Below are 19,434 nucleotides of genomic sequence, written 5' to 3' on the forward strand. Positions count from 1 at the left end.
CCGGAGGTCGCATGGCAGCCGTAACATTTGATACCTTGAAATTTGTAAAGACACTGGAGGCTGCTGGAATCCCTTTTTCTCAGGCCGAAGCACTTTCTGATGCTGTTCGTGATTCGCATGAGGCGGCCGATGTCGCGACCAAACGTGACCTTGATGATGTGAGGCGTGATGTAGGTGACGTGAGGCGTGATGTTGATGGCGTGCGTAAAGATATGCACGCAATGGAGACGCGCATTGACGCTAAGCTTGAAAAGTTGGAGCTACGCTTAACTATCAAGCTAGGCGGCATCGTTGTATGCACACTTGGCGCTTTTACCGTGTTGTCTAAATGGGGTGCCTGATCAAATCTACATCATCATCCCGCCATTGACCTTCTCTATCCCAGCTGCAGTCAAAACCAGAACGGGCCAGTGCCTGGACACTGACCCGCTTCGTGATGCCAGATTGATGCATGCACGTTAGTTAAGTCTGGATGGCAGGCTCTAACTAATCGCGGATTTCCAGGGCGCGATTAAGACTGAGCGCAGCCAGTGAGCAAGCCGCACCCGACAGCAGGTAAAAGCTGACATAAGCCAAACCGAAATGCGCGGACAGTCCAAGCGCCACCAGCGGAGCAAAGCCCGCGCCGACCAGCCAGGACAGGTCGGAGGTGAGGGCGGCGCCGGTATAGCGGTATTTTGCAGGGAAATTGGCGGTGACTGCGCCGGCAGCCTGGCCATAGGACAGTCCAAGCAAGCTGAAGCCCAGCAGGATGAATGCGTTTTGACCAAACTCGCCGCCATTCATCAAGCTTGGTACAAAGGCGCTAAGCAACGCGATCAGCAAGGCACAAGTGCCAAGGGTGGTGCGACGTCCGAAGCGGTCGGCAATCAAGCCGGAGGCGATCACGCCAAGCGCCATCAGCCCCGCGCCAATGACCTGGATGATCAGGAAGTCGCTCACCGATCGCATCGAATACAGACTGATCCATGACAGCGGAAACACGGTGACCAGATGGAACAGGGCGTAACTGGCCAAGGCGGCCAGGGCGCCGATGATGACATTGCGGCCTTGCGAACGCGTCATTTCGAGCGCATTGGTCGGTTCCAGTTCGCGTTCATCGAGCAGATGAGCGTATTCCGGGGTCGAAACCAGGCGCAAGCGGGCGAACAGCGCCACGACGTTGATGGCAAACGCGACATAGAACGGATAGCGCCAGCCCCAGTCGAGGAAGTCTTCCGTGGTCAGGTTCGAGATCAGGTAGGCGAACAGGCCGCCGGCGATCATGAAGCCTACCGGCGCACCCAACTGGCCCAGCATGGCGTACCAGCCGCGCTTGTTTTGCGGCGCATTCAGCGCCAGCAGCGAGGGCAGGCCGTCCCAGGAGCCGCCCAGTGCTATACCCTGGCCGATGCGCAACAGCGACAGCAGGACGATCGAGGCGAAGCCGAGGTGTTGGAACGTCGGCAGGAAGGCGATGCCGGCCGTGGAAATACCTAGAATGAAGAGCGCCGCGGTAAGTTTGACCTCGCGCCCGAGGCGTTGCTGGATCGCCATGAACAGCACGGTGCCGAAAGGTCTTGCAAGGAAGGCAAAGGAAAAAATCACGAAGGCGTAAAGCGTGCCTTCCAGTTGCTGCTCAAACGGAAAGAAAACAGAAGGAAATACCAGCACCGAGGCCATGGCGTAGACGAAAAAATCGAAATATTCAGACGCACGGCCAATAACTACGCCGATAGCGATCTCGCCCGGGGCGATTTTTGAATGATCTGATTTGGCATTTCGCCCATCACTGACGGCCGAATGCGACGAGAAATTAGCGGAAACTTCGCCATTATGGCTATGGGTGCTCGTCATCATAATATTGTCTCTTATTAGGTTTCTGTTATTGGCACGCCAACCAGCCGTGTCGAACCCTTTCCGATGATGAAGTGCAGCACTTGCAAATAATGAAACTCTTAAGCTTCATTATCCTCGAAGCCCTACACTGGCAAGGGTAGGACAAAACGTCCAATCGCCAACGCGTACCAGTCAGTGTACATTATCACGATCTGATAGCTTTGACGGTACTTTTCCCCTATGGTTTCTCACATATTTCGGCGCGGATTGCTCCTCCTTCCCCTTGTTTTGTTGGCTGGTTGCAACACTGTGGTGATGAATCCGTCGGGCGACATCGCCTCGCAGCAGGGCCGTCTCATCGTTGTCTCTACCATTTTGATGCTGTTGATCATCGTTCCTGTGATAGCGCTGACTATATGGTTTGCCTGGCGCTACCGCAAAAATAACACTGCGGCACGTTACGAACCGGACTGGGATCACTCGACCCAGCTGGAGCTTGTGATCTGGGGCGCGCCGCTGCTCATCATCATCGCTCTCGGCTTGCTGACCTGGATCAGCACCCACACCCTTGACCCGTACCGGCCGATATCGCGCCTGGATGCGGATCGTCCGATTCCCGCCGACACCAAGACGCTCACGGTAGAAGTGGTGGCGCTGGACTGGAAGTGGCTGTTCATCTATCCGGAACAAGGCATCGCTACCGTCAATGAACTGGCTGCGCCGATCGATGTGCCGATCCGCTTCAAGATCACTTCGTCGGCCATCATGAATTCCTTCTTCATTCCCGCACTGGCCGGCCAGATCTACGCCATGCCGGGCATGCAGACTTCCCTGAACGCGGTGATCAACCGGCCGGGCGAGTACGATGGTTTTTCGGCCAACTACAGCGGCGCCGGATTCTCGGACATGAAGTTCAAATTCCACGGCATGACTCCCGAGAATTTCGAGCACTGGGTGCAAACCACCAAGGCAGCAAGCCGCAAACTGGATCGGGCCGATTACCTGCAACTCGAGAAGCCAAGCGAGAAGGAGCCGGTACGCTACTACGGCGCGGTTGATCCAAGCCTGTATCACGCCATCCTCAATCGCTGCATCGAGCCAGGCCAGATGTGCATGGACAAAATGATGGCTGCCGACGGTGGCCATCAGATGACGAACATGACCAAGCACAATGACTAATCGCTTGCAACATGAGCAGGCAGCGCTTGGTTCTGCCTGCGGCGGCGCTGTAATTTGTGCTGAATTTGCTGAATATACGATGCGCGCCGCGTTTCCCTTTTTCACCGGAAAGTAACGATGCTAGACAATATTGATCTGACCAAGCTGATCTTCGGCCGTCTTACCTGGGAAGCCATTCCCTATCACGAACCGATCCTGCTGGCGACCTTTGCCATGGTAGCCGTCGGCGGTATCGCAGTGCTGTGGGCGCTGACGCATTTCCGCCTGTGGGGCACTTTATGGCGCGACTGGTTCACCAGCATCGACCACAAGAAGATCGGCATCATGTACTGCATACTCGGCCTGGTGATGCTGCTGCGCGGCTTTGCTGATGCCTTGATGATGCGCGCCCAGCAGGCGTTCGCCTTCGGCGATTCGGCCGGCTTCCTGCCGCCGCATCACTACGATCAGATCTTCACCGCGCACGGAGTGATCATGATTTTCTTCGTCGCCATGCCATTGGTTACCGGCTTGATGAACTACGTCGTGCCGCTGCAGATCGGTGCGCGCGACGTTGCATTCCCATTCCTGAATAACTTCAGTTTCTGGATGACAGCCTTCGGTGGCGGCCTGGTCATGGCTTCCTTGTTCGTCGGCGAATTTGCGCGTACCGGCTGGCTGGCGTATCCGCCGCTGTCGGGCATTCTTGCCAGTCCGGATGTGGGGGTCGATTACTATATATGGGCGCTACAGATCGCCGGGGTAGGGACGCTGCTATCCGGCGTCAACCTGATTGTGACCATCGTCAAGATGCGCGCACCAGGCATGAACATGATGAAAATGCCGGTATTCACCTGGACTGCGTTGTGCACCAACGTGCTGATCGTGGCGGCTTTCCCGGTACTGACCGCGGTGCTCGCCATGTTGGCGCTGGATCGCGTCGTCGGCACTAATTTCTTCACCAATGACATGGGCGGCAACGCCATGATGTACGTCAACCTGATCTGGATCTGGGGCCACCCAGAGGTTTACATCCTGATCCTGCCAGCGTTCGGTATTTTTTCGGAAATCGTGTCGACATTCAGCAGCAAACGCCTGTTCGGGTATACCTCGATGGTTTACGCCACCGTGGTGATTACCATCCTGTCCTACCTGGTGTGGCTGCATCACTTCTTCACCATGGGTTCCGGCGCCAGCGTCAATTCTTTCTTCGGCATCACGACGATGATCATTTCGATCCCGACCGGCGCCAAGATATTCAACTGGCTGTTCACCATGTATCGCGGCCGCATCCGCTTTGAAGTACCAATGCTGTGGACTATCGGCTTCATGATCACCTTCGTCATCGGTGGCATGACCGGCGTGCTGCTGGCGGTGCCGCCAGCCGACTTCGTCTTGCACAACAGCCTGTTCCTGATCGCCCACTTCCATAATGTGATCATCGGCGGCGTGTTGTTCGGCATGTTTGCGGGCATCAATTTCTGGTTCCCGAAAGCGTTCGGCTACAAGCTGGATGATTTCTGGGGCAAATGCAGCTTCTGGTTCTGGACCATCGGTTTCTACGTCGCCTTCATGCCGCTGTATGTTCTCGGCTTGATGGGTGTAACACGCCGCCTCGGCCATTTCGAAGATCCGTCACTGCAGATCTGGTTCCAGATCGCAGCGGTTGGCGCGGTATTGATTGCCCTTGGCATCGGCTCGTTCGTGGTGCAGCTGATCGTCAGCTATCGCAATCGTGAAGCGCTGCGCGACACCACCGGTGACCCATGGGGCGGGCGCACCCTGGAATGGTCGACTTCGTCGCCGCCGCCAGACTACAACTTCGCGTTCACACCGAAGGTGTACGACAATGACGCCTGGCACGACATGAAGAGCCAGGGCTACACCCGGCCGCTGGATGGCTTTACCGCCGTCCACATGCCGAAGAATACCGCTGCCGGCATCATCATCGCCGGGCTCGCCGCAGCCTGTGGTTTCGCCCTGATCTGGCAAATGTGGCTGGTGGCCGGCCTCGGCTTTGCAGCGCTGGTGGCCGCGGTCATCACCCACACCTTCAACTACAACCGCGATTACTACATCTCGGCGGACGAAGTCGTCCGTACCGAGGGTGAACGCACACGCTTGCTGGGTAGCCATGTCTGAGATTACACAAACTTCCGCCGGCGCCATGGGCGCTAACTCCGGCTCTTTGAGCTCGCGTTTTTTCGTACGCGAGCATCATCCCGAAAACGGCACCTTGCTCGGTTTCTGGCTGTACCTGATGAGCGATTGCCTGGTATTCGCTTGCCTGTTTGCGACCTACGCCGTAATCGGCCGTAACTATGCAGGCGGCCCGACGGGCGCCGAGCTGTTCGACCTGCCATTGGTGGCAATCAACACGACGTTGTTGTTACTGTCGTCGATCACCTATGGTTTCGCCATGCTGGAGATGCAGCGCAAACGCCAGGGCGCTACCTTGGCCTGGCTGGCAGTGACCGGTTTGTTCGGCGCTTGCTTTATCGGCATCGAGCTGTATGAATTCGCGCATCTGATCCATGAAGGCGCAGGACCGCAACGCAGCGGCTTCCTGACATCATTCTTCGCATTGGTGGCAACGCACGGCTTGCACGTCACCTTCGGCATCGTCTGGCTGATCACGCTGATGTTCCAGGTCAAGCGCCATGGACTGACCCCTGAGAACGGCCGGCGCCTGATGTGCCTGTCCATGTTCTGGCACTTTCTGGACGTGGTCTGGATCGGCGTCTTCACCTTTGTCTATCTGATGGGAGTTTTGCCATGAGCGGCGGACATCAAGAACACCCGGCCCGCGTAGTCGGCCATGGTCACGACGGTCATCACGGCCAGACGCATGCCGATCACGGCACTTTGAAAAGCTACACCACCGGTTTCATACTGGCAGTGATCCTGACGGCCATTCCTTTCTGGCTAGTGATGGGTAAAGTCATCGACAAGTCCAGCACCATGGGACTGGTTCTGCTTGGCTTCGCCGCGGTGCAGATCGTTGTGCATATGGTGTATTTCCTGCACATGAACACCAAATCCGAAGGCGGCTGGTCGATGCTGGCGCTGATCTTCACGATCATGCTGCTGTTCATCATGCTGAGCGGTTCGTTGTGGGTGATGTATCACCTGAACCACAACATGATGCCGGGCATGATGCCTGACTCGACGGAAGTTATCCCCGAGTCGATGCACGACATGTCGAACATGCCGAGCACACACGGCACACACAGCACACACAGCACACACAGCATGGAAGATATGCACAACATGCCAAATATGAAGATGCAATGAAACAGCCGCAGCACGGCACTGTGACGGACGGCAAGGGGGCCGCAACTGCTACGCCCCAGTCTCGCTCTCGCTCCAGAACCGTGCCGCTGTTGCTGGCCATCTGCGGCGGGCTAATGTTTGCCGGTTTTGTCGCACTCGGCACCTGGCAACTCAAACGCCTGCAATGGAAACTCGATCTCATCGAGCGGGTTGAACAAAGGGTCCACGCGCCAGCCGTTGCCGCTCCCGGCCCCGAGCGCTGGCAGCAAATCAATGCCGACGCCGACGAATATCGGCGTGTCCGGCTTACAGGCACCTTCCTCTATGCGCTCACAGCGCGGGTCCAGGCTGTTACCGAGCTTGGCAGCGGCTTCTGGCTGCTGACGCCGCTCCGCAGCGCGGACGGCAGCGTGGTGCTGGTCAATCGCGGTTTCATCCCCGCCAAGGAAAACGATCACCATGACACTACGAACAGCGGTGTCGCGGTAGTTACCGGGCTTTTGCGCATGAGCGAACCGGGCGGCGGCTTCCTGCGCCACAATGATCCTGCTGCCGATCGCTGGTTTTCGCGCGACGTACAAGCCATCGCAGCGGCACGCGGCCTGACGCAGACAGCACCTTATTTCGTGGATGCGGACGCGACGGGCGTAACTAAAGCCATTGCCAGCCCGGGCCCCAGCCCCGGCCCCGGCCCCGGCCCCAATGGACAACAGTATCCGGTCGGTGGTTTAACGGTAATTGCCTTTCACAATAATCATCTGGTTTATGCTCTCACTTGGTATGCTCTTGCCTTGATGGTGGCGGGCGCCTGTTTTTGGGTTGGTCGCGAGGAACGGAATTCGCGCCGCAATGCCGCCGCCAATACTGATAGTATCGACCGTGAAGGTGAGGATGGCAGACGTGAAGATGGCAAGTAAAATTGATATTCTTGCAAAGACAGAAGAGTTGAAACACCGCGGAACGGTAGCGGCTGGCGTTGAAAATGCCGCCGGCCACAAGAATATGCTGCAACTGATCCAGCTGCGCTGGATTGCCGTGGTCGGACAGATCACGACCATTGCTATCGTCATCGTCGGTTTCGGCATTCAACTGCCGCTGCCGGATATGCTGAAGGTGCTGGCCTGCCTCGTAGCATTCAACATCGCCAGCCATCTGCGCTGGCATGAACGGCGGGTAGCCAGCAATGGCGAATTGTTCCTGGCGCTGCTGGTCGACGTCGGCATCCTGACCGCCCAGCTGTCTTTGAGCGGAGGAACCAGCAATCCTTTCGCCTTCCTCTATCTGCTGCAAGTGATTCTCAGCGCCGTATTGCTGGAAACCTGGTCGACCTGGATCATCGTTGCCATCACCAGCGCCTGCCTGGCCGGATTGTCGTTGTTTTCCGACCCGTTGACGCTGCCGCCCGAGCATGGCAATGCCTTGTCCAGCCTGTATGTCGAGGGCTTGCTGATTTGCTTCGTGTTGAATGCAGCTTTGCTGGTGTTCTTCATTACCCGCATCGGCCGCAACCTGCGGGCCGGCGATGCCCAGCTGGCCGATTTGCGCCAGCGCGCGGCGGAGGAAGACCATATCGTGCGAATGGGCCTGCTGGCTTCGGGCGCTGCGCACGAACTCGGCACCCCGCTAGCCACGTTGTCCGTGATCCTGGGCGACTGGCGGCGCATGCCGGAATTCAGCAAGAATAGCGAATTACTGGAAGAGATCGGTGAAATGCAGGCCCAGCTGCAGCGCTGCAAGAGCATTGTCAGCGGCATCCTGCTGTCGGCCGGCGAGGCGCGTGGCGAATCGTCTGTGAAGACCACTATCAGCACTTTTTTGAACGACCTGGCCAAAGAGTGGTGTGCGACCCGGCCGATTGTCTCGTTTGCCTATGAAAACCGGATAGCGCAAGATATGCCGGTGGCGTTCGATTCCGCCCTCAAGCAGATGATCTGCAACGTACTCGACAATGCGCTCGAAGCATCGTCGCAATGGGTAAGCCTGGAAGCTACCCGGGAAGCCGATGCGCTGACCTTGGTGGTGACCGACACCGGCCCCGGTTTTGCTCCCGCGATGCTGGCCCAGATAGGCAAACCCTATCAGTCGAGCAAGGGGCGCCCCGGCAGTGGCCTGGGCCTGTTTTTCGTCGTCAATGTCGCCCGCAAACTAGGCGGCACCGTGACGGCCCGCAATCGGGAGCAGGGCGGTGCGCTGGTCCAGCTTACCCTGCCTCTGGCGGCGATAAGCCTTGAAGAGGAAACACCACATGGCGACTGATCGTCTATTGTTGATCATCGAAGACGACGCTACCTTCGCCCGCACGCTCGGCCGCTCATTCGAGCGCCGCGACTACACCGTATTGCTGGCGACGAATCTGGACGAGGCCGCCGCGCTGCTGCGCCAGCATTCGCCGGGCTATGCTGTGGTCGATCTCAAGTTGAACGACAGCACATCAGGACTAGCTTGCGTCCAGATGCTGCATAAGCATGATCCGGCCATGTTGATCGTGGTGCTGACCGGTTTCGCCAGCATCAACACGGCGGTAGAGGCCATCAAGCTTGGCGCTTGCCAATATCTGGCCAAACCGTCCAATACCGACGATATCGAAGCTGCTTTCGGCCATGTAGCCGGCGTTGGCGAGATTGAGCTAAGCAATCGTTCAACGTCGATCAAGACCCTCGAATGGGAGCGGATTCACGAAGTGCTGGTGGAAACCGGCTTCAATATTTCCGAAACCGCGCGGCGCCTGGGAATGCACAGGCGTACGTTGGCGCGCAAGCTGGAGAAACAACGCATCAAATAACTGCAATAGTTAAATCTCATTCACGGGAACGGCGATTACTACACATCGACTGCTTCCGTGTTGATGCGGTTCAAGGCGCCATTTATGGCCCATTACTTGCAAGCAATGGAATTTAAGCAACACTATAAGCTGCTTCCTCGGACTTGGAAGAGACGAGGTGGCAATAGCGGCTGTTCATTTCAGCCTTTTTCTATTTGCTTATGGAGTTCCATCATGTCAGCTATCCTGTCCCAACACCCTGTCACCAAAGAAAACAAAGCAGAAGTTACCCCGTTGCCGTTTATCATTTTGCGGCCCGGCCTGCCAAAAACCTTCCATCATTCGATCGATGTTTACCTGAAAGACTCGAATGCTACCGGGAATATCTATTTTGCCCGGCATTTTGAATGGCAAGGGATCTGCCGCGAACGTTGGTTTTTCGAGTGCATTTCTGCCGACATGTTGCAATCGCTTGGTGTTTTCATTACCAAGGAGGCGCAACAGGAGTATGTGTGCGAGACATTTGCATTTCAAAAAATTGCGTGCGAGGTGAATACTTTCGCTATCAAGCAATGCTCGTTTTCATTGTTGTTCCGATTCTTTGTAGATGGCAGGCTTGTTGCGAAGGGCCATCAGCAAATAGTTTTCGCCAACAAGGAAAAGAGGATCACGCGCTTGCCTGATCATATTCTTGAAAAAATCCGTGAGTACGAAGTTGATGGAGGAGAGTAACCTCTGTTTTGGCAACTGCTTGATCTGAACTAAAGAACATGCGGAGGAGAGTGTATTTTGCTTTCCTCCGTTTGTCGCAGCGGCGCTGAAGCAATCGGGGTAATTGAGGTAATCGCTTCGCCAGGCGCGTTTTCCACCATCGGAAATTCGAGGGTAAATGTCGTATATTGGCCCGCAATGGAATCGCAGCGTATGCGTCCCCCGAAAGACGCCATCACCCGATGGCAAAAAGTGAGTCCGACGCCGGTGCCGCCGCTTTGCTTGGTCGTAAAAAATCCATCAAAGATATTCGGCAGCGCGTCTCCGGTAATCCCGGTTCCCGTATCCCTGAAATACAACCGATTGATGGACGGACCTCGCACCGTCCATATCTGGATCTCTCCCTTGCCGGCAACCTTGATCGCGTAAAGGGCATTTTTCAGCAAGTTGAAGAGTACCAGTATCAGCAGCGTATCCGATCCATAAAATCGAAATTCCTGATCCTCAGCAACGCTGACAACGATGCGCTCCCGGTCCTGGCGGTCGTAGGTATAGCGTTCAATCGCCTCGTTCAGGCAATGTCCCAGGTTGTGCTGCGCAAATGAGGTTTTGTCGATCTGATCCATTTTGATGGAGGCCAGCATCATATCCAGTACTGCACTGGTCCTGTCCACTTCATGGGTAAGCGTTTTGCCTATGGTGGCGAGATAGTTCAAGGCAAACGGCGGCAAAGAGGGGGCGCAAAGATTATTGGCAACCGCCAGTTGGTAGCTATCGAGAAGTGTCGGGATATATTTGTTGATTCCCTGCGCTTGATTGCGGATCGACAGCAGCGGGGTACGCATCTCGTGGGCGACGCTGGCGGCAATTGCCATCGGATTGAACAGGCCGTACTTGACAATGGCTACCGTAATGATGCCAAGACTGACCGCGATGAACAACACGCCAGGCGGATAAAACTCGAATCCGTAGTTACACAGATAATCGACGGCCGCAAAAAAATAGGTAAGTATGCCGGCGATGCACAAGCGCAGCCTGATGCGCTTATTCGGCGGCGCAGTTTTTTGCTGAAGAAGGGTGATATAGAGGCCGCGGCATACCACCACAACGGTTTGCAGCACATGGATCGGATGGAGTACTCCTGCCTTCGGATAGTATCCCCAAAAATATTCATAATAGCCGGCAACGAAGAGGTCGCTTCCAATCAGGAAAAGTGCCAGGATCGAAGCTATCCCATATGACAGATAAACCAGATGGCGTTCATTCGGGCGATCCGAGACTTCTGTCAGAAAATGGTAAAGGCTGGTCGGCAAGAACAGGATCAGGAGATAGCCGAACTTGATCAGGAACATCGCCACGCCTGGCGTGTGAACCTGGAACAGCACAGCCCAGGTACCCTGCCAAAACGCAGAAATAATGCACAGCGCCGAGAAGCTGATGCCGATGCGGGTAAAACCTTGCGTACAAAGTACGTACAGGCCGTAACCCAGAAAAACGGATGCGACCAAGGCGGGCAGTATTGAGTACATTGGCAGTATTTAAGGGTAAGTATCCACGTGAAGAAATAGACGAAAGTTGTTTACTCTATAACTTATAACGTCGTTTCAAGTCTGGCCGGGATAAATATACGCAAATACGCGCAAATTAAGCTGTTCCTCACCCAAACAATAAGTTGCAATGAGGAAATATATCACTCAAATGGCATAAATGGCATTTTTCCTGAATGATTATAACTAGCTCGGCAGATTTCGCTACCCAGCACGGCTGGCGCTTCCTGTGTTACCTGGCGGCTGCGCCTGCACGCAACTGCCCAATGACATCCTTTCCATTGCGGGCACGCTGCCGCACCTGACCAATTATTTTGTTTTTTTGATATGGCAGAAATGTATCCTGCGTCGCGAATAAGTATATATAATTTCCGCACGGCAAATATTGCCAATTATTAATTCAATGCTGATACACAGTAGGCGGCGGTCTGCAAAGCAAGGTTTTTTCTTTACCCTGAAGAGGCTCAAAAATGACAATTTTTGGAGAAGAAAATGAATCGGAATTTTAGTAGATTAGGATTAATTCTCAGTTTCGCCTGTTTTTCCATAGGCTCGGCTTTCGGCGCCAACACCATAAGACAAATACCCAGCAGCGGCACAGTCAACATTCCAGCCACTACCGTCGGCGTCGATGGCTTGTCATCACCGGAAACATCGCCGACATTTTCGAACGTCCCTAATCTCGCCGACGGTCCCACTGCTGCAGGCACTACAGGTGCAGCGGGAATAAAAGGAACGCAAAGCACCGCCGGCGTGCTCGCGCGGGTAGCGAAGTTCAAGATAAACCGCAGTATCGCCAAGGCACAGGGAAAAGGCGAGTGGACCGAAGCATTAAACAAAGATGTGCCAGACCGTCGAGTGCAACTCAGTTTTGACGGCGAAAATTCGCGTAACCAGCGACTTGCAAGCAGCGGCAACCAGTTTTCGATTGAGCCGCCGGATCAGGGACTCTGTGCCGGGAACGGCTACGTCATGGAGTCGTTAAACGACGTCATGAAGGTCTATAACCGTAAAGGCGTTGCATTAAGCGGCGATATTGCGCTCAATGCATTTTATGGATATGCGCCAGCAATTAACCGTCAGGTCCATCCACGAGCTTTTGGGCCCTCAATTACCGACCCGGCCTGTTATTTCGATCCGGACGTAAAACGCTGGTTCCACCTCGTCTTGACGCTGGACACCGATCCCGCCACGGGCGCGCAAACCGGTGCCAATCATCTCGACCTTGCGGTCAGCTCGTCAGCCGATCCGCTCGGCAGCTGGACTGTGTATAAGATTGCAGTGCAAGACGATGGCACGCAGGGTTCGCCGCAACATCCAAATTGCCCATGCCTGGGCGATTATCCGCACATCGGCGCCGACGCCCATGGCATCTACCTGACAACCAACGAATTCCCGTTTTCCGGCGGATTCAACAGCGCGCAGATATATGCAATATCGAAAAAGGCGCTGATCAGTGGCGCTGCTTCGATTCAAGTGGTGCAGCTTGATACTGCCGATTATCTGCTCGACGGCAACCCGGGATTCACTGTATGGCCTGCAGTGTCTCCGGCCGGTGATTTTGAGCGTAGTAACCGGGGTACCGAATATCTCTTGAGTTCGGTCGCAGTGTTTTCCAATTCCGGCAATGACAATCGCCTGCGGGTGTGGGCAGTCGGCAATACTAAATCGCTGGACGACGCAACGCCAGCGCTGACGCTTTTGCATAATGTCGTCAACGTTGATACCTATGGCGTACCACCCGCAATCCCGCAGAAACCAGGAAGCGCGCCTTTGAGGGACTGCCTGAACGACCGCAGCCTGGTGACGCCTGCCGGCGTTGGATGTTGGAATTATCTCACCGCAGTCCAGCCGGCAGTCCCGGAAACCCTGGCGGCGATCGATCCGAACGACTCGCGCATGCAACAGGTGTTTTTCACAGGTAACCGTTTGTATGGCGCACTCGATACCGTCGTCAATGTCGCCGGCCAGGAGCGGACCGGGATTGCCTACTATGTGTTGAATCCTTCCGTTTCAGCCAACCTCACCGGTGCATCGGTAATCAAGCAGGGCCAGCTGGCGATTGCCGGTAACAGCGTTACGCGGCCGGCCATCGCTGCTTTACCTAACGGTAAAGGAGTGATCGGCTTTACCGTGGCAGGAGCAGACCATTATCCGAGTGCAGGTTATATTCATTTCAACCGCGACAATGGTCATCGAGGCGAAACGGTGAAGGTCATTGCAAACGGACTCGGGCCTGACGACGAATTCGGCTCTTATAATGCCTTTGGGACGCCGCGTAGCCGTTGGGGCGATTATGGCGCGGCGGCGGTTGACGGCAACGATATCTGGCTAGCCAACGAATACATCGCGCATGCGTGCACGCTGGCGCAATACACCGATCCTGCAGCGCTGTTCAGTTGCAACGGGAGCCGCGTCGCCCTGACTAACTGGGCAACGCGCATCAGCCGGATTGCGCCCTGACGCCTGATTCGATAGTTCGCAATAAGCGTGCAACAAGTGTGCATTAAGTGCGCATTAAGTGTGCATTAATGACGGCTCCATACCTGGAGCCGTTTTTTCGTGACGATCATCATCAACGCCCTTATTTCCTAGCTTCCCTTCTTGTAGCTGCCGATCAGCGTGGCACTGGCGATAATATGGGCCGCCATGGTTTTCTCCAGCATCGCCTTGGTCGGTTTTCCGAGGTCTGGAAGTACGGTGTCCAGGGCGTAGAGCTTGTGGAAATAACGATGGCGTCCGATCGGCGGGCAGGGGCCGCCGTAGCCGGTACGATTCCAGTCGTTCAAGCCATCCTTGGTGCCGGCCGGTAGTTTCCCATCAGGAACCGCTGCATCGAGTCCGTCCGCCTCAGGCGGAATGTTGTAGAGCACCCAATGCACCCAGGTCGTTTGCGGAGCCGCCGGGTCGGGTGCATCCGGGTCGTCGACGATCAGGACCAGGCTGCAGGTCGCCGGTGGCAATCCGCTCCATACCAGCTCGGGAGAAATATCGTCGCCTTCGCACGTGTAGCGCCTGGGGATCGAGCCTTCGTGTGAAAACGCTGGAGAATTAAGCATCATGATCATGGTTTCACCTCTCCGGACGGGATCGTGGTGACAGTTAACAACGGCGCGCGCAATTGAGTGTGTTGCAACGCAAAAAAAATGCCCGCCGGTTTGATATCGCGCCTCTAGTCCAATTGGCTCAAAGAACGCCTTGCTATTCATCTTAATCTTTGCTAAGCCTGAATTGAATAATCATTTCTGAATATTCGGTTATTCGTTTGTCAGTGACTGCGATAACAGCAAGGAGAAAAAAATGGCTGATTCCGTGCGCAAGGTTACTTATTTTTCAATGGCGATTTCCAACAAGGCGGGCGAGGGTGTGAAAGTGCTTTCTGCTCTGGCCGATGGCGGCGTGAACCTGCTTGCGTTTACCGGCTTCCCGCGCGGCAAACGGGCACAGGTGGATTTTATCCCCGAAGATACGAAGAAATTTGTCGCAGTCGCCAAGAAAGCCGGCTGGGACTTGAATCCTAAAAAGACTGGTTTCCTGCTGCAGGGCAAGGACCGTACTGGCGCGCTTCTGGAAGGACTGCAGAAACTCGCCGATGTCGGCATGAAAGTGACTGCGATGGATGCTGTGGTCGGCGGCGACGGTAGTTATGGCGCGTTGTTTTGGGTGAAGCCGAAAAATGTCGCCAAAGCGGCCAAACTGCTCGGCGCAAAATGAAAAACTGGAATGCAGCAATGAACATGAGGAAAAACATGAACGATACCGAGAAGCGGCTGACAATCGATGCGCTGAATCGCATCATGGAGCTGGAACTGGCCGGCGTGGTGCGCTACACGCATTATTCATTGATGGTCTACGGATATAACCGCATACCGATCGTTTCCTGGCTCAAGGACAATGCGCTGGAAGGATTGGGGCATGCGCACAAGGCCGGAGAAATGGTGACACTGCTGGGCGGGCATCCGTCGCTCAAGATCGGACCCTTGCTGGAGACTGCGCAGCACGATATCGGCGATATCCTGCGCGAAAGCCTGGAGCTTGAAAGAACCGCGCTCGCAGCGTATTACGATTTGTGGAAGATGGCCGAGGGCCGGTCGATATTGCTTGAAGAATATGCGCGAGAAATGATCGTACTGGAGGAGCTCCATCTTGATGAGGTCAACAAGATGCTGCGACGTCCTGGCGACATCGAGCCTTTCGACATTGAAGCGGCTAAAGTGTAACCAGGGTTTGACTAGACCGCCTTGAAACTGAGGGTGACGACGAAGTCTTTATTGGCCGCATAGCCAAAGCGCATGTGGCCGTGATGCGCGCGCATGACTTCTTCTACGATCGACAGGCCCAGGCTGGCGCCAAGGCGGTCACCGCTACGCGCCGAAAACGGTTTCCTGATGCGGTCCCGGTCGGCTTCCGGGATGCCGGGGCCGTCGTCGCGGAATTGCAATTCCCAATCGGCGTTTTGCCGGCTGATTTCAATATGCAGTCTGGATGGCGCGCCATATTGCAAGGCATTCCCGAGAATATTCTTTATCGCTTCGCGGATACTGACTTTGTCACCCAGTATCAGGCATGGCTCATCCGGGGCCAGCATGGCGATGTCGAGATTGCGCTGGGCGTGAGCCGATAATATGTCGGTCATTTCGCGCCTGGTCAGCGCTGTCAGGTCGAGCGTTTCAAACTGCACCGAGTCCGCCCGGTGCTGCACCATGGCGTGGTTGATCAGTTGATTGATCAAATTGCCCAGATGATGCGTCAGCTCGCTCAGCCTGGCGATATGCCGAAGCCGGCCGCTCTCGTCGCGCTGCATCGATAGCAGTTCCATCTGCGATATCAGTGCCGTCACCGGCGTCCGCAGTTGATGGGCGGCGTCGCCGATAACGCGGCGCATCAATTCGCGGTGCACGGTGAGACGATGCATGAACTGGTTGATCGAACTCACCAGGGGATGGATTTCGGCCGGTACTTCTATGCTCAGCGGCGACAGGTCATGCAGGTCGCGCCGTTGAATCGCGAGACCGATATTCTTCAGCGGCGACAAGGTCTGGTACAAGGTAAACATTGCGGCAATCACCGTCAACAGACCCATCACTATAATCACCAGCGATGCGTTGGTGCCGAGATTTTTTGTAAACGACTCGCGTCCGTTGTTGGTCTGGGCCACCATGATCACCGCCCAGGATTGCGGTCCCGCGGCCGGTAAGCGTCTGCCGACGATGGCGATGCTGACCGGCAGATCCAGATACACGCCGCGGATTACCAGTGGTCCATCGGCTAGTTTGTCCCACGGAATGACCGGTTTGAATTCGGGATCGCCGGCAACCGTCCGTCCGGCAGGGTCAAGCACGGCATAGAACACTTGATCGCCGGCTGTTAGCATGGAGAATGCTGAAATCGGCGCGTCGACGTTTACTGTGCCGTTGTTGTACCAGGTGTTTTCGGCAATAGAAAGCGCGCTACCGGTCAGGATTCGGTCATAGGCTTCATTCGCCGCCAGACGGGTCGAAAACCAGATCGCAATCAATAGCGCAATGGCGCTGACAACCAGCACCAGCCCGACCCGGGTGACCAGGCGCAGATAGAGCGAACGGCCGACGACAATCATGACAGCACAACCTGATAGCCAAGGCCGCGCAGGGTCCGGATTTCAAACTGGGCGTGCGAGAGTTTCTTGCGCAGGCGCGCAATGTACTGCTCGACCGAATTGGCGCTGGGATTGTCGTCGATGGTGAATAGTTTATCGATCAGTTCGTCTTTGCCGAATATCCGTCCTGGATGGGAGATGATGATTTCAAGCAGGGTTATTTCGCGCCGCGTCAGATCCAATGGGACATCGTTCACCTTGGCCGTCCGGCTCTTTCGGTCCAGGGTCAGATTGGCGCACTTCAGCAGGTTGGTCGAATCGCCGCCACAACGTCGCAACAATACCCGGATGCGGGCTTCCAGCTCGCGAAAATCGAAAGGCTTGGTCAGGTAATCGTCGGCGCCGGTATCCAGGGCGTTTACCCGTTCTTCAATTTCGGCGCACGCTGTCAGCATCAATACCTGGGTGTTAAGCGGCACGCTGCGTATGCGTTTCAGCAAGGCATAGCCGTCAAGCTCCGGCAGCATCACATCCAGGATGATCAGGTCGTAACGTTCGTCCGTCACCATGTTTGCGGCCTTGCGGCCATTGGCCTCCCAATCCACCGTATGACCCAGGCGTAGCAGGTGCGCCACAATCGCGTCGGCTACGTCTGTCGTGTCTTCCACCAAAAGAATGCGCATCTTGTATCTCTATCTTTATTTCTATTTTCTACTTGTGTATTTATTTTCTGACAATGTGATTGTCATGAATTTAAAACCGTCAGGTTCGTTACAGTTTCGCAGATTAGCATTGGTGCGTAGGAAATATAAAAAATATGGAGACAAACATGGAAAAAGACGATTCCCTCGTCCACCAAGGCACAGCCGTGCTCCCTGCAGCCCCGGCGCCGCTGCTGGAAATCGATAACGTTACCCTGCAATACAAGACCAGCGATCATCTGGTGACTGCTGCCAAGCAGGTCAGCTTCAAGGTGTACCCATCCGATCGTTATATTTTGCTCGGTCCTTCCGGTTGCGGCAAATCCTCGTTGCTGAAGGCAATCGGCGGCTATCTGGAGCCGGTACATGGGACGATCCGCCTGAAAGGCAAGGAAGTGACGCAGCCAGGACCGGACCGGATGATGGTTTTCCAGGAGTTCGACCAGCTGCTGCCTTGGAAAACCGTGCGCCAGAATGTCGAATTCGCCTTGCATGCCAGCGGCCGCTTGCGCGGAACCGAAGCGGCTGAACGCGCCGCTTACTACATCGAAAAAGTCGGCCTGATCAAATTTATCGACAGCTTTCCGCATACGCTGTCTGGCGGCATGAAGCAACGCGTGTCGATCGCCCGCGGCATGGCAATGGAACCGGACGTCTTGTTGATGGACGAACCATTTGCGGCACTGGATGCGCTGACCCGCCGCAAAATGCAGGATGAATTGCTGCGGTTGTGGGAAGACACGCGCTTCACCGTTTTATTCGTCACCCATTCGATCGAAGAAGCTATCCGCATCGGCAATCGCATTTTGCTGCTGTCGCCCCATCCGGGCCAGGTCAAGGCCGAACTCAACAGCATCCCGCCGGAAGAAATCGGCAGCGCCAGCCAGGCGCAGCTGGAAATCCGGATTAACGACATGTTGTTTGCACATTGAACATTGAGGTTAGCCATGAAATCAACCAATACTGCTTTGCCCGAACTGTTTGTGCGCCCGGAATTCGTGCTCGACCCGCAGCGTGCCGAGACCGCTGAAATCCAGCGCCCGCTGTCGTTTGTCGAGTCGCTATATCGCCACGGATGGTTACGCAAAATCGTTATCCTGCTGGTGCTGGCCGTGGTGTGGGAGGTATATGGCCGCTGGCTTGGTAACTCACTGCTGTTCCCGAGCTTTACGGAAACGGTGCAGGCATTCTGGGCCGGCATCAGCAGCGGCGTTCTGCTGGAGAGAGCGGCCGTATCCATGAAGACCTTGCTGATCGGCTACGGCCTCGGCATTGCACTGGCTACCTTGTTGACCACGATTGCCATCAGTTCGCGCATCGGCACCGACTTTCTGGAGACGCTGACCTCTATGTTCAATCCGCTGCCGGCGATTGCGTTGTTGCCTTTGGCGCTGATCTGGTTCGGCTTGGGCACCGGCAGCATTATCTTTGTCATCGTGCATTCGGTTCTGTGGGCGGTGGCGCTGAATACCCATAGCGGCTTTCGCGGAGTCTCCAACACCTTGCGCATGGTCGGTCAGAACTATGGCTTGAAACGGTTCTCGCTGGTTGGCGCAATCCTGATTCCGGCGGCTTTCCCTAGCATTCTTACCGGGCTCAAAGTCGGCTGGGCATTTGCCTGGCGCACATTGATTGCGGCCGAGCTGGTGTTCGGCGTGTCCTCGGGTAGCGGCGGCCTGGGCTGGTATATTTTTGAAAATCGCAACCAGCTCGAAACGGCGAATGTATTTGCCGGCCTGTTCTTCGTGATCATCATCGGGCTTTTTGTCGAAAACTTCATCTTTGCCACGATTGAAAAACGGACTATCCGTCGTTGGGGAATGCAACACTGACCGGTTGTCTAAAACACGCAGCAGAGCATATAAAATAACGCATAAAAAGGAGACA

At 55.5% G+C, this 19,434-nt stretch carries 19 protein-coding genes; 14 read left to right on the plus strand and 5 right to left on the minus strand.

What is annotated here, in order from left to right; genetic code table 11:
• Positions 1-11 precede the first annotated feature (11 nt).
• Entirely contained in the window at positions 12-341 is a 330-nt protein-coding gene (locus KHU29_RS11690; protein ID WP_211452979.1) for a CCDC90 family protein, read from the plus strand.
• Between the two features lie 145 nt (positions 342-486).
• Here the strand turns inward: KHU29_RS11690 and KHU29_RS11695 are convergent, their stop codons facing one another.
• On the minus strand, positions 487-1,836 hold the full coding sequence (locus KHU29_RS11695) for an MFS transporter (RefSeq protein WP_211453054.1): 1,350 nt from the start codon (positions 1,834-1,836) through the stop codon (positions 487-489).
• Positions 1,837-2,058: 222 nt separating this feature from the next.
• On the opposite strand from KHU29_RS11695, the gene cyoA reads away from it, so the two are divergent.
• From cyoA to KHU29_RS11735, 8 genes are all read left to right on the plus strand, one after another.
• Positions 2,059-2,997, plus strand: coding sequence for a ubiquinol oxidase subunit II (cyoA, locus tag KHU29_RS11700; RefSeq protein ID WP_211452980.1), 939 nt, complete (start codon positions 2,059-2,061; stop codon positions 2,995-2,997).
• Between the two features lie 117 nt (positions 2,998-3,114).
• Positions 3,115-5,118 carry a cytochrome o ubiquinol oxidase subunit I gene (gene cyoB / locus KHU29_RS11705; protein ID WP_211452981.1) on the plus strand — a complete coding sequence of 668 codons (2,004 nt, stop codon included), beginning with the start codon at positions 3,115-3,117 and terminating at the stop codon, positions 5,116-5,118.
• Entirely contained in the window at positions 5,111-5,755 is a 645-nt protein-coding gene (gene cyoC / locus KHU29_RS11710; protein ID WP_211452982.1) for a cytochrome o ubiquinol oxidase subunit III, read from the plus strand. Before cyoB ends, cyoC begins: the two co-directional genes overlap by 8 nt.
• Complete coding sequence (gene cyoD / locus KHU29_RS11715) at positions 5,752-6,270, plus strand: cytochrome o ubiquinol oxidase subunit IV (protein ID WP_211452983.1); 519 nt, start codon at positions 5,752-5,754, stop codon at positions 6,268-6,270. Before cyoC ends, cyoD begins: the two co-directional genes overlap by 4 nt.
• Complete coding sequence (locus KHU29_RS11720) at positions 6,267-7,166, plus strand: SURF1 family protein (RefSeq protein WP_211452984.1); 900 nt, start codon at positions 6,267-6,269, stop codon at positions 7,164-7,166. The genes cyoD and KHU29_RS11720 overlap by 4 nt, the downstream gene beginning before the upstream one ends.
• The gene (locus KHU29_RS11725; protein WP_211452985.1) at positions 7,156-8,505 is read left to right on the plus strand and encodes an ATP-binding protein; all 1,350 of its coding nucleotides are present in this window, start codon (positions 7,156-7,158) and stop codon (positions 8,503-8,505) included. Before KHU29_RS11720 ends, KHU29_RS11725 begins: the two co-directional genes overlap by 11 nt.
• On the plus strand, positions 8,495-9,031 hold the full coding sequence (locus KHU29_RS11730; protein ID WP_211452986.1) for a response regulator transcription factor: 537 nt from the start codon (positions 8,495-8,497) through the stop codon (positions 9,029-9,031). Before KHU29_RS11725 ends, KHU29_RS11730 begins: the two co-directional genes overlap by 11 nt.
• Before the next feature lie 213 nt (positions 9,032-9,244).
• A complete protein-coding gene (locus KHU29_RS11735; protein WP_211452987.1) occupies positions 9,245-9,742 on the plus strand; it encodes an acyl-CoA thioesterase in 498 nt (165 codons plus the stop codon).
• 29 nt (positions 9,743-9,771) lie between these two features.
• Here KHU29_RS11735 and KHU29_RS11740 read toward each other — a convergent pair whose 3' ends face one another.
• Entirely contained in the window at positions 9,772-11,250 is a 1,479-nt protein-coding gene (locus KHU29_RS11740) for a sensor histidine kinase (RefSeq protein ID WP_246541871.1), read from the minus strand.
• Between the two features lie 510 nt (positions 11,251-11,760).
• Between KHU29_RS11740 and KHU29_RS11745 the strand changes: the two genes are divergently transcribed.
• The gene (locus KHU29_RS11745) at positions 11,761-13,731 is read left to right on the plus strand and encodes a hypothetical protein (protein ID WP_211452988.1); all 1,971 of its coding nucleotides are present in this window, start codon (positions 11,761-11,763) and stop codon (positions 13,729-13,731) included.
• Between the two features lie 128 nt (positions 13,732-13,859).
• Here the strand turns inward: KHU29_RS11745 and KHU29_RS11750 are convergent, their stop codons facing one another.
• The gene (locus KHU29_RS11750; RefSeq protein ID WP_211452989.1) at positions 13,860-14,336 is read right to left on the minus strand and encodes a YbhB/YbcL family Raf kinase inhibitor-like protein; all 477 of its coding nucleotides are present in this window, start codon (positions 14,334-14,336) and stop codon (positions 13,860-13,862) included.
• Positions 14,337-14,568: 232 nt separating this feature from the next.
• Here KHU29_RS11750 and KHU29_RS11755 point away from each other — a divergent pair, with 232 nt between their 5' ends.
• Both KHU29_RS11755 and KHU29_RS11760 read left to right on the plus strand, forming a co-directional pair.
• On the plus strand, positions 14,569-14,982 hold the full coding sequence (locus KHU29_RS11755; protein WP_211452990.1) for a hypothetical protein: 414 nt from the start codon (positions 14,569-14,571) through the stop codon (positions 14,980-14,982).
• Between the two features lie 35 nt (positions 14,983-15,017).
• Entirely contained in the window at positions 15,018-15,488 is a 471-nt protein-coding gene (locus tag KHU29_RS11760) for a ferritin-like domain-containing protein (protein WP_211452991.1), read from the plus strand.
• A gap of 11 nt (positions 15,489-15,499) precedes the next feature.
• Here the strand turns inward: KHU29_RS11760 and KHU29_RS11765 are convergent, their stop codons facing one another.
• Complete coding sequence (locus KHU29_RS11765; protein WP_211452992.1) at positions 15,500-16,867, minus strand: sensor histidine kinase; 1,368 nt, start codon at positions 16,865-16,867, stop codon at positions 15,500-15,502.
• Positions 16,864-17,529, minus strand: coding sequence for a response regulator transcription factor (locus KHU29_RS11770; protein WP_211452993.1), 666 nt, complete (start codon positions 17,527-17,529; stop codon positions 16,864-16,866). The genes KHU29_RS11765 and KHU29_RS11770 overlap by 4 nt, the downstream gene beginning before the upstream one ends.
• 146 nt (positions 17,530-17,675) lie before the next feature.
• Here KHU29_RS11770 and KHU29_RS11775 point away from each other — a divergent pair, with 146 nt between their 5' ends.
• Complete coding sequence (locus KHU29_RS11775; protein WP_211452994.1) at positions 17,676-18,479, plus strand: ABC transporter ATP-binding protein; 804 nt, start codon at positions 17,676-17,678, stop codon at positions 18,477-18,479.
• 15 nt (positions 18,480-18,494) lie between these two features.
• Entirely contained in the window at positions 18,495-19,379 is an 885-nt protein-coding gene (locus tag KHU29_RS11780) for an ABC transporter permease (protein ID WP_211452995.1), read from the plus strand.
• Positions 19,380-19,434 lie beyond the last annotated feature (55 nt).

Origin of the sequence: Collimonas antrihumi, assembly GCF_018304965.1 — a bacterium.
In the GTDB taxonomy this organism is placed as follows: Bacteria; Pseudomonadota; Gammaproteobacteria; order Burkholderiales; family Burkholderiaceae_D; genus Collimonas; species Collimonas antrihumi.

Excerpts from the sequence above, each read along its gene's own strand:
- KHU29_RS11690 (WP_211452979.1), top strand. The coding sequence starts at position 12 with ATGGCAGCCGTAACATTTGATACCTTGAAATTTGTAAAGACACTGGAG.
- KHU29_RS11695 (WP_211453054.1), bottom strand. The coding sequence starts at position 1,836 with ATGACGAGCACCCATAGCCATAATGGCGAAGTTTCCGCTAATTTCTCG.
- cyoA (WP_211452980.1), top strand. The coding sequence starts at position 2,059 with ATGGTTTCTCACATATTTCGGCGCGGATTGCTCCTCCTTCCCCTTGTT.
- cyoB (WP_211452981.1), top strand. The coding sequence starts at position 3,115 with ATGCTAGACAATATTGATCTGACCAAGCTGATCTTCGGCCGTCTTACC.
- cyoC (WP_211452982.1), top strand. The coding sequence starts at position 5,111 with ATGTCTGAGATTACACAAACTTCCGCCGGCGCCATGGGCGCTAACTCC.
- cyoD (WP_211452983.1), top strand. The coding sequence starts at position 5,752 with ATGAGCGGCGGACATCAAGAACACCCGGCCCGCGTAGTCGGCCATGGT.
- KHU29_RS11720 (WP_211452984.1), top strand. The coding sequence starts at position 6,267 with ATGAAACAGCCGCAGCACGGCACTGTGACGGACGGCAAGGGGGCCGCA.
- KHU29_RS11725 (WP_211452985.1), top strand. The coding sequence starts at position 7,156 with ATGGCAAGTAAAATTGATATTCTTGCAAAGACAGAAGAGTTGAAACAC.
- KHU29_RS11730 (WP_211452986.1), top strand. The coding sequence starts at position 8,495 with ATGGCGACTGATCGTCTATTGTTGATCATCGAAGACGACGCTACCTTC.
- KHU29_RS11735 (WP_211452987.1), top strand. The coding sequence starts at position 9,245 with ATGTCAGCTATCCTGTCCCAACACCCTGTCACCAAAGAAAACAAAGCA.
- KHU29_RS11740 (WP_246541871.1), bottom strand. The coding sequence starts at position 11,250 with ATGTACTCAATACTGCCCGCCTTGGTCGCATCCGTTTTTCTGGGTTAC.
- KHU29_RS11745 (WP_211452988.1), top strand. The coding sequence starts at position 11,761 with ATGAATCGGAATTTTAGTAGATTAGGATTAATTCTCAGTTTCGCCTGT.
- KHU29_RS11750 (WP_211452989.1), bottom strand. The coding sequence starts at position 14,336 with ATGATCATGATGCTTAATTCTCCAGCGTTTTCACACGAAGGCTCGATC.
- KHU29_RS11755 (WP_211452990.1), top strand. The coding sequence starts at position 14,569 with ATGGCTGATTCCGTGCGCAAGGTTACTTATTTTTCAATGGCGATTTCC.
- KHU29_RS11760 (WP_211452991.1), top strand. The coding sequence starts at position 15,018 with ATGAACGATACCGAGAAGCGGCTGACAATCGATGCGCTGAATCGCATC.
- KHU29_RS11765 (WP_211452992.1), bottom strand. The coding sequence starts at position 16,867 with ATGATTGTCGTCGGCCGTTCGCTCTATCTGCGCCTGGTCACCCGGGTC.
- KHU29_RS11770 (WP_211452993.1), bottom strand. The coding sequence starts at position 17,529 with ATGCGCATTCTTTTGGTGGAAGACACGACAGACGTAGCCGACGCGATT.
- KHU29_RS11775 (WP_211452994.1), top strand. The coding sequence starts at position 17,676 with ATGGAAAAAGACGATTCCCTCGTCCACCAAGGCACAGCCGTGCTCCCT.
- KHU29_RS11780 (WP_211452995.1), top strand. The coding sequence starts at position 18,495 with ATGAAATCAACCAATACTGCTTTGCCCGAACTGTTTGTGCGCCCGGAA.